At 67.6% G+C, this 13,875-nt stretch carries 14 protein-coding genes; 6 read left to right on the plus strand and 8 right to left on the minus strand.

Annotation, left to right across the window (positions count from 1 at the left end; all coding sequences use genetic code 11):
* Positions 1–43 precede the first annotated feature (43 nt).
* Positions 44–1,519, minus strand: coding sequence for a Fe-S cluster assembly protein SufB (gene sufB / locus GOC52_RS05045; RefSeq protein ID WP_043396952.1), 1,476 nt, complete (start codon positions 1,517–1,519; stop codon positions 44–46).
* A 17-nt stretch (positions 1,520–1,536) separates the two neighbouring features.
* Entirely contained in the window at positions 1,537–1,992 is a 456-nt protein-coding gene (locus tag GOC52_RS05050) for an SUF system Fe-S cluster assembly regulator (RefSeq protein WP_005408436.1), read from the minus strand.
* Positions 1,993–2,201: 209 nt separating this feature from the next.
* Between GOC52_RS05050 and GOC52_RS05055 the strand changes: the two genes are divergently transcribed.
* Entirely contained in the window at positions 2,202–2,669 is a 468-nt protein-coding gene (locus GOC52_RS05055) for an SET domain-containing protein (RefSeq protein ID WP_010483549.1), read from the plus strand.
* Positions 2,670–2,798: 129 nt separating this feature from the next.
* Complete coding sequence (locus GOC52_RS05060; protein WP_191850786.1) at positions 2,799–3,341, plus strand: type 1 glutamine amidotransferase domain-containing protein; 543 nt, start codon at positions 2,799–2,801, stop codon at positions 3,339–3,341.
* A 38-nt stretch (positions 3,342–3,379) separates the two neighbouring features.
* Here GOC52_RS05060 and GOC52_RS05065 read toward each other — a convergent pair whose 3' ends face one another.
* The 4 genes from GOC52_RS05065 to GOC52_RS05080 all read right to left on the minus strand — a co-directional run bounded on the left by GOC52_RS05065 (position 3,380) and on the right by GOC52_RS05080 (position 5,624).
* Positions 3,380–3,976: a DUF1439 domain-containing protein gene (locus GOC52_RS05065; RefSeq protein WP_049413438.1), complete on the minus strand. Its 597-nt coding sequence runs from the start codon at positions 3,974–3,976 to the stop codon at positions 3,380–3,382.
* Between the two features lie 82 nt (positions 3,977–4,058).
* Positions 4,059–4,607, minus strand: a complete 549-nt coding sequence (locus GOC52_RS05070) for a hypothetical protein (protein WP_049434503.1) — start codon at positions 4,605–4,607, stop codon at positions 4,059–4,061.
* Positions 4,608–4,662: 55 nt separating this feature from the next.
* Entirely contained in the window at positions 4,663–4,971 is a 309-nt protein-coding gene (locus GOC52_RS05075; RefSeq protein WP_010483541.1) for a DUF3861 family protein, read from the minus strand.
* Between the two features lie 254 nt (positions 4,972–5,225).
* On the minus strand, positions 5,226–5,624 hold the full coding sequence (locus GOC52_RS05080) for an HU family DNA-binding protein (RefSeq protein WP_010483539.1): 399 nt from the start codon (positions 5,622–5,624) through the stop codon (positions 5,226–5,228).
* Positions 5,625–5,996: 372 nt separating this feature from the next.
* On the opposite strand from GOC52_RS05080, the gene GOC52_RS05085 reads away from it, so the two are divergent.
* Positions 5,997–6,428 carry an OsmC family protein gene (locus tag GOC52_RS05085; protein WP_005408443.1) on the plus strand — a complete coding sequence of 144 codons (432 nt, stop codon included), beginning with the start codon at positions 5,997–5,999 and terminating at the stop codon, positions 6,426–6,428.
* Between the two features lie 99 nt (positions 6,429–6,527).
* Here the strand turns inward: GOC52_RS05085 and GOC52_RS05090 are convergent, their stop codons facing one another.
* Both GOC52_RS05090 and GOC52_RS05095 read right to left on the minus strand, forming a co-directional pair.
* Complete coding sequence (locus GOC52_RS05090) at positions 6,528–7,406, minus strand: PhzF family phenazine biosynthesis protein (protein WP_191850788.1); 879 nt, start codon at positions 7,404–7,406, stop codon at positions 6,528–6,530.
* 70 nt (positions 7,407–7,476) lie between these two features.
* Positions 7,477–8,349: a PhzF family phenazine biosynthesis protein gene (locus GOC52_RS05095; protein ID WP_191850790.1), complete on the minus strand. Its 873-nt coding sequence runs from the start codon at positions 8,347–8,349 to the stop codon at positions 7,477–7,479.
* Between the two features lie 75 nt (positions 8,350–8,424).
* On the opposite strand from GOC52_RS05095, the gene GOC52_RS05100 reads away from it, so the two are divergent.
* The 3 genes from GOC52_RS05100 to murD all read left to right on the plus strand — a co-directional run bounded on the left by GOC52_RS05100 (position 8,425) and on the right by murD (position 13,838).
* Entirely contained in the window at positions 8,425–11,019 is a 2,595-nt protein-coding gene (locus tag GOC52_RS05100; protein ID WP_191850792.1) for a bifunctional aspartate kinase/diaminopimelate decarboxylase, read from the plus strand.
* A 76-nt stretch (positions 11,020–11,095) separates the two neighbouring features.
* Positions 11,096–12,448: a UDP-N-acetyl-alpha-D-muramoyl-L-alanyl-L-glutamate epimerase gene (gene murL / locus GOC52_RS05105; protein ID WP_191850795.1), complete on the plus strand. Its 1,353-nt coding sequence runs from the start codon at positions 11,096–11,098 to the stop codon at positions 12,446–12,448.
* The gene (murD, locus tag GOC52_RS05110; RefSeq protein WP_191850797.1) at positions 12,429–13,838 is read left to right on the plus strand and encodes a UDP-N-acetylmuramoyl-L-alanine--D-glutamate ligase; all 1,410 of its coding nucleotides are present in this window, start codon (positions 12,429–12,431) and stop codon (positions 13,836–13,838) included. Before murL ends, murD begins: the two co-directional genes overlap by 20 nt.
* The last annotated feature ends 37 nt before the right edge of the window (positions 13,839–13,875 follow it).

Below are 13,875 nucleotides of genomic sequence, written 5' to 3' on the forward strand. Positions count from 1 at the left end.
CGCCGGTAAAGAGAATGCGTTTGCGAGGGGCAGGGGCGGGCGGTCAGCCCACCGAACCTTCCAGCGAGACTTCCAGCAGCTTCTTGGCTTCCACCGCGAACTCCATCGGCAGTTCGCGGAACACCTGCTTGCAGAAGCCGTCGACGATCATCGACACCGCGTCTTCCTGACTGATGCCACGGGCGCGGCAGTAGAACAGCTGGTCGTCGGAGATCTTGGAGGTGGTGGCCTCGTGCTCGACGGTGGCGCCCGGGTTCTTCACCTCGATGTAGGGGAAGGTGTGCGCGCCGCACTGCTTGCCGATCAGCAGCGAATCGCACTGGGTGTAGTTGCGCGCGCCATCGGCATTGCGGTCCACACGCACCAGGCCGCGGTAGGTGTTCTGGCCGCGGCCGGCGCTGATGCCCTTGCTGACGATCTTGCTCTTGGTGCGCTTGCCAACGTGGATCATCTTGGTGCCGGTGTCGGCCTGCTGGCGGTGATGGGTCAGCGCCACGGAGTGGAACTCACCGACCGAGTCGTCGCCCAGCAGCACGCAGGACGGGTACTTCCAGGTGATCGCCGAACCGGTCTCGACCTGGGTCCAGGTGACCTTGCTGCGCGCGCCACGGCATTCGGCACGCTTGGTGACGAAGTTGTAGATGCCGCCGACGCCGTTCTCGTCGCCCGGGTACCAGTTCTGCACGGTGGAGTACTTGATCTCCGCGTCTTCCAGCGCGACCAGCTCGACCACTGCGGCGTGCAGCTGGTTCTCGTCGCGCATCGGCGCGGTGCAGCCTTCCAGGTAGGACACGTAGGCCTTGTCCTCGCACACGATCAGGGTACGCTCGAACTGGCCGGTGTGGCCGGCGTTGATGCGGAAGTAGGTGCTCAGCTCCATCGGGCAGCGCACGCCCTTGGGAATGAACACGAAGCTGCCATCGGAGAACACCGCCGAGTTGAGCGCGGCGAAGTAGTTGTCACCCACCGGCACCACGGTGCCCAGGTACTGGCGCACCAGCTCCGGGTGTTCCTTGATGGCCTCGGACATCGAGCAGAAGATGATGCCCTTCTCGGCCAGTTCCTTGCGGAAGGTGGTACCGACGGACACCGAGTCGAACACCGCATCCACCGCCACGCCGGCCAGCTTGGCGCGCTCGTGCAGCGGCACGCCCAGCTTGTCGTAGGTGTCCAGAAGCTCCTTGGGCACGTCATCCAGCGAGGCGTACTTCGGGCCCTTCGGCGCGGAGTAGTAGCTGAGCGCCTGCAGGTCGATCGGGGCGATCTCCAGCTTGGCCCAGTCCGGCATCGGCATGGTCAGGAAGTGGCGGTAGGCGTCCAGGCGCCACTGCGTCATCCACTCCGGCTCTTCCTTCTTGGCCGACAGGGCACGGATGGTGTCCTCGTCCAGGCCCGGCGGCAGGGAGTCCGATTCGATCTCGGTGATGAAGCCGGCCGAATACTTGCGGCCGAGCTGCTCGTGGATCTCGCGGTTGGGGGTGTCGTCGTGGGCGACGTTTTCGATGGTTTCGGTGGCCATGGGGGGCTGCCTACGGATCAGGAGACGACGTCGACAGCGATGGTGCGGCGCTGTTCGTCATCGGCAAGGGGGAGAGGGGGCAGGATCTGGGCGAGGGTGACATCGCGCAGGGCCTCGGAGACCACGTCGTTGATCAGCCGCCAGCTGCTGCGCGCGCCGCACTTGGGCGCCATGCCGCACTGGTGGTGGTCGTGGCTGCATTCGGTCAGGGCCAGCGGCCCTTCCATCGCTTCGACCACTTCGAACAGCGAGATCTCGATGGCCGGGCGGGTCAGCCGGTAGCCGCCACGCACGCCACGCAGGCCTTCCACCAGGCCGGCCTGGGCCAGCGGCTTGAGTACCTTGCTGACGGTGGGCGGCTCCAGACCGGTGAATTCGGCCAGCTCGGTGGCACTGAGCACCTCGCCCGGACGGGCGGCGAGCACGGTCAGTACGACGGTGGCGTAATCGGTGAGTTTGGTGACGCGCAACATGGGGATGCGAGTGGTTCTTAAAGCGGACTGAAATTGTACGCTTTTCTTCGCCGCCATCCAACCCGGGCATTCAGCCGGCGCTGGGGCCGGGACGGGAGAACACACCGGGGCCGTTGCCAGGGCGCAATGCTGCGCCAACGGGGTGATTTTCGCAATCACCCGGAATGGGCGAGAATCAACGTTCCTTTCGCTGCAGACTTCCCTTGCCGATGCCCAAGAAGATCCAAGCCCGCAAGTCCGCCATCCACGGCAACGGTGTGTTTTCCGTGGCCCCGATCAAGCAGGGCGAGCGCGTGATCCAGTACAAGGGCCTGCTGCGCAGCCACGGCGACGTTGATGCCGATGACAGCGGCGACGTTGAAAGTGGCCATACCTTCCTGTTCACCCTCAATGACGACTGGGTGATCGATGCCAACTACAAGGGCAACGACGCGCGCTGGATCAACCACAGCTGCGACCCGAACTGCGAGGCAGTGATCGAGGAAGACGAGGACGGCGACAGCCGTGGCGACAAGGTGTTCATCGAGGCGCTGCGCGATATCAAGGCCGGTGAGGAACTGACCTACAACTACGGCATCACCCTGGCCGAGCGTCATACCGCCAAGCTGAAGAAGATCTGGGAGTGCCGCTGCGGCTCGCCCAAGTGCACCGGCACCATGCTGCAGCCCAAGCGCTGACCGGTACCGGGGACTGCCGGCCACTGGCCGGCACTACCCGGGGGCTCTCCACCTGCCGTGCACGGCAGGGTCACCGCCGTGCAAGGGCCGTTCTTCCATTCTGTCGGCTCCCCCAACCGGAGTGCACCCATGGCAGAGCGATTGAAGGGCAAGCAGATTGCCATCCTGGCCACCCACGGCTTCGAACAGTCCGAATTGACCGAACCCAAGCGGCTGCTGGAAGCCGAGGGCGCGCGCGTCAGCGTGGTGTCGCCCGCAAAGGAGGCGACGATCAAGGGCTGGAAGGAGAAGAACTGGGGCGACGCCGTCGCGGTGGACATTCCGCTGGATGAAGCGGATCCGGCACGCTTCGATGCCTTGGTCCTGCCCGGAGGCGTCATCAATCCGGACACGCTGCGTACCGACGAGGTTGTACTCGGCTTCATCCGGGCAGTGGATGAAGCCGGCAAGCCTGTGGCGGCCATCTGCCACGGCCCGTGGTTGCTGATCAACAGCGGCCTTGCTGAGGGGCGCGACGTGACGTCCTGGCCGTCCCTGCAGCAGGATCTGGTCAACGCAGGTGCGAAATGGCGCGATACCGCGGTTGTGATCGATGGAAACCTGATCACCAGCCGCAAGCCGGACGACATTCCCGCCTTCAGTGAGGCGGTGGCCAAGGCACTTGCCGCCTGATGCGCTACGGGTAGTGCCGGCCAGCGGCCGGCACTACCTCATTTACCCAGCACGCCTGCCGGCACCAGGTTGCCCAGGTTCTGGTTGAAGGTGACCACCAGCTTGCCGTTCTTCACCTGTGCCGACTGCACCTGCAGTGCGCCGAGCAGGCCGGCCACGGCCGGGTCCAGCTTGTAGATCGGTTCGCGCTGGGCGTAGTCGCTCAGCCAGGCATTGAGCAGGCCGCGGGTGCGCGAATCGAGGCGACCGCCCTGGTTGGCCGGGGTGAAGTCATCCACGCTCGGCTGCTGCAGGTGGAAGCCCTGGGTCTGCGCGTCGTAGCGCAGGCCGCTGCTGAGCTTCACCGTTCCCAGCTTGGACGGGTTGCCACCGGCGGTGGCCAGTGCGACGTCCATGCCCAGGTTCAAGCGTTCGCCGGCCGGAAGGCTCAGCTGCGGATGGCTCATGGTCAGGGCGATCAGGCCCCCCAGGGCGTCCTGGGTGCGCGGGAAGCTGCCATCGAGGTACTGCTGCACGTCGCTGGCACCGACCGACAGTTCGCGGCCGGAAATGGAAGGGGCGGCCTGGGCGCCGATCGCAGCAGCGATCAGCACGGTGGAGGCCGCGAGGCGGGTCATCAGGGAACGCAGGCGCATGGCGGTGACCGGTGAATGCGGAATGGATGGACCAAAGAGTAGCCTTGCCGGCTGAATCGCGCGTGCATGCCGCTGCAACGGTTCAGTCCAGCGATGGCCGCAGTTGCGCCGACTGGATCTGCCAGGCGCGGCCATCGCTGCTGGGCTGCACGCGGTACCAGCCGCCGAAGCGGAAAGTGCCCTCAGCGGTCACCGCGCGGATCTGCACCGGAACCTCCAGCAGCTGCGGTGGCTGGTGACCGTCGCGCGCGACCGGCAGTTCGCTGGTCAGGCGCAGGCTGCGCACGTCCGTGAGCTGGCGCAATGCGGCATCGTCGGCGCGTCGTGCATCGCTGGGCGGGAAGGTCCATGCGGCGTCGATGGCCTTGCGATCGCGATTGAGCAGGGCCATGACATAGGCATTGAGCATTCCCGCCGGCAGCTCGGCCTCGGCCGCGACGGCGGCAAACAGGGGATCGACATCGATGGCCTGCACGGCCGCTGCATCGCCTTCTGCGGCGGCCTGTGGCTTCGCGCGGGCAGCCGCCTCGGTCGTGGCCGGCGGAGCGGCATCCGCAGGATGAGGTTGCGATGGCGGCCGGGAACAGGCCAGCAGCACCAGCGGTGCGATCAGTATCAGGAACCTGCGCATGTCTGCCTCCTCCCCGAGGCGAACGGAAGGAGGCAGTGTATCGGCTGTGCCGCGATCAGCGGGAGGAGGGCAGCTGTTCCAGTGCATCCAGCGCCGGCAGCACCTGCGCGGCGATGGCGGCCAGGGCATGGCCTTCGGTTTCGGCGTGGCGCTGCACGATGTCGCGCAGCAGCTGGGTGGCGATCACCAGGGTCGCGCGCTCGTCGCCGCTGATGCCTGCGGTGCGCGGCGCCGCTTCCAGCAGGCGCATCAGGTCGCGGCTGGCGCGATGTTCCAGTTCGATGGTGCAGCGCCCGGTGCACTGCAACCCGTCCTTTTCGATGGGGGTCACCGAGATCCGGTAGCGGGTGGAGGGGCTGGCCATGAGGGGACGCTCGCCGTAGCTGTGGAGGATGTGCCCACCTTAGGCAAGGCCGTGCCCGGCGGCGATGGCCGGGGCTGCACGCAGTGTTCCACCCGGTACGTTCCGGGGCCGCAACGCACCACGCCCAGCCAATGGCGACGGGCCTGTACGCGCATTCCCGGGGATGCGGCAACGCTGTGTTGCGGGCTGTGGTTGGTACAAAAAAAACGGGACGGCCAGAGCCGTCCCGTCGGAATCCGCGTTGGGGCGCGCGCTTACAGCGCGGCGTCCTTCAGCTTCTTCAGCGGACGCACCTTCAGCTTGGTGGTGGCCGGCTTGGCAGCGAACCACTGCTCTTCCTTGGTGAACGGGTTGATGCCCTTGCGCTTCGGCTTGGCCGGCACATTGACGGTGGTGATCTTCAGCAGGCCCGGCAGGGTGAACGAGCCAGCGCCCTTCTTGTGCACCGAGGAGGCGACGGCGCTTTCCAGCGAGGCCAGCACAGCGCGGACGTCCTTGGCGATGACGCCGGAGGCTTCAGCGATGTGTGCAACCAGGCCGGACTTGGTCAGCACTTCCTTGATCGGCTTCGGAGCGGCCGGCTTGGCGGCTGCCTTCGTCGCGACTTTCTTCACTGCCTTCTTCGGGGCAGCCTTCTTAGCGGTCTTTGCCATGGTTTCCTGTTCCGTGAACGGTTGGTTGTTTGGTCGGCGCCGAACCCCGTCGGCAAGCGCAATGTAGGGCAACTCTCGGGCGCCGCCAATAGCCCGAAGCGCGGAAAGTGCATGTTTTTTCATATCCAGGCCGATTCAGTACATGGCCGGCAGTGGGGGATGGGGGTGTGGCAGCGCACGCCATGGCCGGCGCCCGCCCATCGTCGGAATGCGCGAAACCACTGAAAACAAGAGGGAAATGCGTTTCCGGTTGGCGAGGAAGTGTCCACGCGCCGGGTTCGGAAGACGACCTCCAGCGTGCGGCGGAGCGACGCAGGGCTAACGCCTCCCGTGCGAGGGTGACCGTTCATCACCGTCACGCAGGAGCAGCACATGGGAATCTCGCGACACGCCACCGCGCACTGGGAAGGCGATCTGAAGTCGGGCAAGGGGCAGTTGAGCACGCCGCAGAGTGGCCTGCTGGACAAGACCCGCTACGGCTTCAACAGCCGTTTCGGCGACGAAAAGGGCACCAATCCGGAAGAGCTGATCGCTGCCGCGCACGCCGGTTGTTTCACCATGGCGCTGTCGGCCAAGCTCGGCGAAGCCGGCTTTACCCCGACCTCGCTGGATACCGAGGCCAAGGTCGATCTGTCGCTGGAAGGCGGCCCGCAGCTGTCGCAGATCCGGCTGAAGGTGAAGGCGGTGGTGCCGGGTATCGACGCGACGCAGTTCCGTGCGATTGCCGATGACGCCAAGCAGAACTGCCCGGTGTCCAAGGCACTGAGCGCCGTGCCGATCAGCCTGGAAGCCGAGCTGGGCTGAGCCGGCGCATCTGTAGAGCCGAGCCCATGCTCGGCTTCTGCAGCTCCCGTGATCTGGCCGAAGAGCAGCCGAGCATGGGCTCGGCTCTACAGTGTCCCTTTACCAATCGATGGTGCCGGTGATGACGGTCTGCACCTGGCCGCCCGACCAGACCTCGCCGTCCTCGTCGACCAGCAGCGTCAGGCGCGCATCGTGGCCGACTTCGCGGCCCTGGCTGACTTCGAACGGTGCACGGCCACGCGGCAGGGCGCCGCGCAGGTCCAGCCACGCGGCCAGCACCGCATTGGCCGCACCCGAGGCGGCGTCCTCGAAGCGGCGTCCATTGCCGACGAAGGCACGTACGGCCAGGTCGAAACCCTCGCTGCCATCGCTGAAGGCATAGGCGAACACGCCCATGCTGTCGGTGGATTCAGCCAGTGCGGCTACCGCATCCCAGTCCGGCTGCAGCGCGCGCAATGCGGCCTCGTCGGCCACCTGCACGACCCACCAGCTACGCCCGCCCTGCATGCGTGCCGGCGGCAGCGAGCCCAATGGCCAGTCCTTCAGTGCGGCCTGCAGGCGCGGATCGGTGGCCTCGGCAGTTTCGGCCAGCTGCGCGCGCGGGGTACGGATGGCGATGCGCTGCTGCGTACCCTCACCGCTGACGCGCAGCGGCAGGGCGCCGGCAATGCCGTCCTGCACCAGCACGCCATCGATCGGTGTGGCCAGGCCCGCCTGCAGCACTGCATGCGCGGTCCCGACGCTGGGGTGGCCGGCGAACGGAACCTCCTTCTGCGGGCTGAACATGCGCAATCGATAGCTGGCGCCCGGCACCTGCGGCGGGAACACGAAGGTGGTTTCGGGCAGGCGCGTCCAGCGTGCGATGGCCTGCATGCTGGCATCGTCCAGGCCCTCGGCATCGAGTACCACGGCCAGCGGATTGCCAGCGCCGGCGCGCGGGGAGAACACATCCAGCTGCAGGAAACGGCGGGTGGTCATAGGGGGCAAACTCCGTAAAACGAGAGGGGATACGGTTGCGCCGGGCCATGCCCGGCGACCGTGCGCGGCGCTACCAATGGATGCTGCCGTCGATCACGCACTGCACCTGGCCGCCGATCCACACCGTGCCCTGCGCGTCGACCTGCACCTGCACGCGGCCATCGCGGCCCACTTCTCGGCCCTGGCTGGCCACGTAGCGGCCCTCGCGGCCGGGCAGGGCATCGCGCTGCCGCAGCCAGGCGCCGATCAGCGCATTGGCGCTGCCGGTCACCGGGTCCTCGGGCACGCTGGGCGCATCAGCAGGGCAGAACGCGCGCACCACGCGGCTGTGGTCGCTGCCGATCTCGTCGGCGAACACCGCCACGCCAGTGGCATCGGTGGTGAGACTCCAGGCGGCCAGCGCGGCCATGTCCGGCACCAGTCCGCGCACGGCGGCGGCGTCGCGCAGCGGCAGCAGCCACCAGCGTGCACCGTTGTCCCACAGTTCGGGCACGTGCCCGTTGGCCGCCAGCGCCAGCAGCGTCTCCGGCGCGGCGTCCACCCTCGTGTCCAGTTGCCGTGCCGGTGGGCTGGCCAGCTGGATCTGCAGTGCCTCGGCCGGACCGCTCACCCGTACCGGCAGCAACCCCGCCGCGCATTGCTGCAGCAGGGCGCCGTCGCGCGGTTGCGCCAAGCCACAGCTCACCGCGGCCCAGGCGGCGCCGACGCTGGGGTGGCCGGCGAAGGCCAGCTCGCGGGTCGGGGTGAAGATGCGGATGTGGTAGCCGGCACCCGGCGCGCTGGGGCGCAGGAAGAACACCGTCTCGGACAGATTCAGCCAGGCGGCCAGGGCCTGCATCTGGCGGCTGGAGAGCCCGTCGGCGTCCAGGATGGCGCCCAGTGGGTTGCCGGTGCCGGGGCGGGGGGCGAAGACATCGAGCTGCAGGTAACGGAGGACGGCCATCTACGGGGATATTGCGCTTAGAATCAAAGGTTCCGCCCCCGAGGGCGGCTTCCCCACATTCTACATAGCCAATCCATGTCAGCTTCCCCCCTTGTCGATCGTTGGATCGTACTGAAGTTCGGCGGCACCTCGGTGTCGCGTCGTCATCGCTGGGACACGATCGGGAAGCTGGCGAAAAAACGTGCGGAAGAGACCGGCTCGCGCGTGCTGGTCGTGGTGTCGGCGCTGTCCGGGGTCACCAACGAACTGACCGCGATCGCCGATGGCGCGCCGGACAGCCGTGATCGCGTGGCCGCGCTGGTCGAGCGCCACGAGGGCTTCCTGGTTGAACTGGGCCTGGGCCGCGAAGTACTGGCCGAGCGCCTGGCGGCGCTGCAGGGCCTGCTCGACGACGCGCGTGCGGCCACCCGTCCACTGGACTGGCAGGCCGACGTGCTGGGCCAGGGCGAGCTGTTGTCCTCCACCTTGGGCGCGGCCTACCTGCACGCCTCGGGCCTGGACATGGGCTGGATGGATGCCCGCCAGTGGCTGGATGCGATGCCGCCGCAGCCGAACCAGAGCGACTGGTCGCAGCGCCTGTCGGTGAACTGCCAATGGCGTGCCGATGCGGACTGGATGCAGCGCTTCCGCGCGCAGCCGACCCGCCTGCTGATCACCCAGGGCTTCATCTCGCGGCATGCCGATGGCGGCACCGCCATCCTCGGCCGTGGTGGCTCGGATACCTCGGCGGCGTACTTCGGTGCGCTGCTCGGCGCCAGCCGCGTGGAGATCTGGACCGACGTGCCGGGCATGTTCAGCGCCAATCCGAAGGACGTGCCGGACGCGCGCCTGCTGACCCGCCTGGACTATTACGAAGCACAGGAAATCGCCACCACTGGCGCCAAGGTGCTGCACCCGCGCTCGATCAAGCCGTGCCGCGATGCCGGCGTGCCGATGGCCATCCTCGACACCGAGCGCCCGGAACTGCCGGGCACCAGCATCGACGGCAGCGCCGCGCCGGTGCCGGGGGTAAAGGCGATCAGCCGCCGCAACGGCATCGTGCTGGTGTCGATGGAAGGCATCGGCATGTGGCAGCAGGTCGGCTTCCTGGCCGATGTGTTCAACCTGTTCAAGAAGCACGGGCTGTCGGTGGACCTGATCGGTTCGGCCGAAACCAACGTCACCGTGTCGCTGGACCCGTCCGAGAACCTGGTCAACACCGATGTGCTGGCCGCGCTGTCGGCCGACCTTTCGCAGATCTGCAAGGTGAAGGTGATCGTGCCGTGCGCCGCCATCACCCTGGTCGGCCGTGGCATGCGCTCGCTGCTGCACAAGCTGTCGGACGTGTGGGCCACCTTCGGCCGCGAGCGCGTGCACATGATCTCGCAGTCGTCCAACGACCTGAACCTGACCTTCGTCATCGACGAGGCCGATGCCGATGGCCTGCTGCCGATCCTGCACGCCGAGCTGATCGACAGTGGTGCGATGCCGGTGGAAGAGACCGAGGTGTTCGGCCCCCGCTGGCGCGAGATCGCCGGCACGGTGCGCCCGCGGGGTACGCCGTGGTGGCGTGGCCAGCGCGCGCACCTGCTGCAGCTGGCCGACGCCGGTACGCCGCGCTACGTCTACCACCTGCCAACGGTGCGCGCCCGTGCCCGCGCGCTGGCCGCGATCAAGCCGATCGACCAGCGCTACTACGCGATCAAGGCCAACAGCCACCCGGCCATCCTGCAGCTGCTGGAAGCCGAGGGCTTTGGCCTGGAGTGCGTGTCGCACGGCGAGCTGAAGCACGTGTTCCAGCACCTGCCGGAACTGTCGCCCAAGCGCGTGTTGTTCACTCCCAGCTTCTGCCCGCGCAGCGAGTATGAAGCCGCATTCGCGCTCGGCGTGACCGTCACCGTGGACAACGTGGAAGCGCTGCAGCGCTGGCCGGACCTGTTCCGTAACCGCGAGCTGTGGCTGCGCGTCGACCTGGGCCGTGGCGAAGGCCACCATGCCAAGGTGCGTACCGGCGGCAAGGATTCCAAGTTCGGCTTGCCGATCGCCCGCGTCGACGAATTCGTGCGCGCGGCCACCGACCTGGGCAGCCGCGTGGTCGGCCTGCACGCGCACCTTGGCAGCGGCGTGGAGACTGCCCAGCACTGGCGCCTGATGTGCGATGAGCTGGCCGGTTTTGCCCGTCGCATCGGCAGCGTGCAGACCATCGACATCGGCGGCGGCCTGCCGATTCCGTATTCCGCCGAGGACGAGCCATTCGACCTGGATGCGTGGGCCGAGGGCCTGGCCGAGGTCAAGGCGCTGCATCCGGCATTCCGCCTGGCGATCGAGCCGGGCCGCTACCTGGTGGCCGAATCGGGCGTGCTGCTGACCCACGCCACCCAGGTGGTGGAGAAGGACGGCGTGCGCCGTGTCGGCCTGGATGCCGGCATGAACGCGCTGATGCGCCCGGCGCTGTACGACGCCTGGCACGACATCGAGAACCTCAGCCGGCAGGGGGGGTATGCCGAAGCGGCGTTCGATGTGGTCGGGCCGATCTGTGAATCCAGCGATGTGTTCGGCAAGCGCCGCAAGCTGCCGGTGTCCACTGCGCCGGACGACGTGATGCTGATCGCCGATGCCGGTGCCTACGGCTATGTGATGGCCAACACCTACAACCAGCGGATGCTGCCGCGCGAAGACGTGATCGAATGACCACCGCGCGCGCCCTGCACCCGCCCACCGACACGCCCCGCGCCTTCGCGCGGGCCCGTGCCTGACCGGATACACCATGACTGCTTTCGACAAACACCAGGTTTCCCGCTTCCGCTTCGTCCGCTGCGACTTCGCAGCGGATACCGGCGTGGCCCGGCTGGTCTACGCCTTCGACGACGGCCCGGAGATGGTGGAAACCATCACCGTGCCCGGCGCCCCGTTCGTGCTGGACGAGGCGCGCACCGCCGCCGTGCAGCGTGCGCTGCAGCTGCTGCACCTGATCGCCGGCGTCAGCTACTACAAGGCCGGCGTACCGGATACGGTCAGCATCGACAGTTACAGCATCGATGCCGATACCGCCGCACTGGTGGAGACCATTTACCTCAATGGCCTGGGCGAATTCGCCTACCGCAACGGCCTGAACCTGCGCGGCCGCTTCCGGTTGCCGGTGCAGGGCGAGGCCGTGCAGGCGCCGGCGCTGGGCCTGCGGCCGCACGCGCTGGTGGCCATCGGCGGCGGCAAGGATTCGCTGGTCAGCATCGAAGCGCTGCGCCGTGCCGGCGTGGACGAGACGGTGACCTGGATCGGTGGCTCGCAGCTGATCCGTGCGTGCGCCGAGCGCACCGGCCTGCCGACATTGAACCTGGGCCGCACGCTGGCACCGGAACTGTTCGAGCTCAACCGCCAGGGCGCCTGGAACGGCCATATCCCGGTGACGGTGGTGAACTCGGCAATCATGGTGCTGGCCGCCCTGCTGCACGGCGTGGACCAGGTCGTGTTCTCCAACGAGCGTTCGGCCAGCTACGGCAGCCAGATTCCGGGCACCGGCGAAGTGAACCACCAGTGGTCCAAGGGCTGGGCCTGCGAGCAGGCGTTCGGCAGCCATGTGCGGAAGTACGTGGCGGCGGATCTGCAGTACTACTCGCTGCTGCGACCGATGTCCGAGCTGGCGGTGGCCCGCCAGTTCGCCAAGACTGATTTCTACGACGCGCACTTCTCCAGCTGCAACCGCAATTTCCACATCCTCGGCGAGCGCCCGGTGAACCGCTGGTGTGGCGTCTGCCCGAAGTGCCATTTCGTGTTCCTGGCGCTGGCCCCGTTCATGCCCAAGACGCGCCTGGTGCGCATCTTCGGCCGCAACCTGCTGGACGATGCCGAGCAGGCCGGTGGCTTCGATGCGCTGCTGGAATTCCAGGACCACAAGCCGTTCGAGTGCGTGGGTGAAGGCCGCGAATCGCGTGCGGCGATGGCGACGCTGGCGCAGCGCCCGGAGTGGAAGGAAGACGTGCTGGTGAAGCGCTTCTGCAACGAGATCCAGCCGCAGCTGGATGCCGCCGAACTGGAACTGACGCCGCTGCTGCAGCTGCAGGGCGAGCACCGCGTTCCGGCTGCGCTGTGGGAACGGGTCCGTGAAGATTTCGAAGCTTGAGGGAAAGCACGTTGCGCTGTGGGGCTGGGGCCGTGAGGGCCGCGCCGCGTTTGCGGTGCTGCGTGAGCGCCTGCCCACGCTGCCGCTGAGCCTGTTCTGCCCGGCGGCCGAAGTCGAGACCGCGCGTGCGGAAACGCAGGGCGCCCTGGACGTGCGTGGCGAGCCTTCCGTTGAAGCGCTGGCGGCGTTCGACGTGGTGATCAAATCGCCCGGCATCAGTCCCTATCAGCCGATCGCGCTGGCGGCGGCAGCGCAGGGCACCACCTTCATCGGCGGCACCGCGCTGTGGTTTGCCGAACACGCGGCCGACGACGGCATCGTGCACGACACCGTGTGCGTGACCGGTACCAAGGGCAAGAGCACCACCACCGCCTTGGTCGCGCACCTGCTGCGTGCCGCCGGCCATCGCACCGGCCTGGTCGGCAACATCGGCCTGCCGCTGCTGGAAGTGCTGGATCCGCAGCCGGCACCCGAGTATTGGGCGGTGGAACTGTCCAGTTACCAGACCGGTGAAGTGGCGCGCAGTGGCGCTCATCCGCAGGTGGCGGTGGTACTGAACCTGTTCCCCGAACACCTGGACTGGCACGGCAGCGAACAACGTTACATCGAAGACAAGCTGCGGCTGGTGACTGAAGCTGCGCCGCGCATCGCCGTGCTCAATGCCGCCGATCCGCATCTGGCCGCGCTGTCGTTGCCCGACAGTGAGGTGGTCTGGTTCAACCAGCCGCAGGGGTGGCACATGCGCGCTGACATCGTGCATCGCGGCGAACAGGCGGTGTTCGATACCCGCAACACGCCGCTGCCGGGCCGCCACAACCGCGGCAACCTGTGCGCGGTGCTGGCTGCACTGGAAGCGCTGGGCCTGGACGCGGTGGCGCTGGCACCGGCGGTGCAGGATTTCCGCCCGCTGCCGAACCGCCTGCAGCGGATTGGCGTGGCCGATGGCCTGACCTACGTCAACGATTCGATCAGCACCACGCCGCATGCCAGCCTGGCCGCGCTGGAATGCTTCGCCGGGCAGCGCATCGCGCTGCTGGTGGGCGGGCATGACCGCGGCCTGGACTGGACCGATTTCATGCAGCACATGGCGCACGACGTGCCGCCGGTGGAGATTGTGACCATGGGCAGCAACGGCCCGCGCATCCACGCGATGCTGCAGCCGCTGGCCGATGCCGGTCGCTTCGGCCTGCACGCCGCCGGCGACCTGCCCGAGGCGATGGCGCTTGCACGCGCGGCGCTGGGTGCGCAGGGCGGGGTGGTGCTGCTGTCGCCGGGCGCGCCCAGTTTTGGTGCCTACCGCGATTACGTGGCGCGTGGTCGCCATTTCGCCGAACTGGCCGGATTCGACCCGGACAGCATCAGCGCGATTCCGGGGTTGGGCATCGCCTGAGGGTAGTTCCGGCCGCTGGCCGGCAACCCAGCGGGGA

This window comes from Stenotrophomonas sp. SXG-1 (assembly GCF_014083965.1).
GTDB lineage: Bacteria > Pseudomonadota > Gammaproteobacteria > Xanthomonadales > Xanthomonadaceae > Stenotrophomonas > Stenotrophomonas geniculata.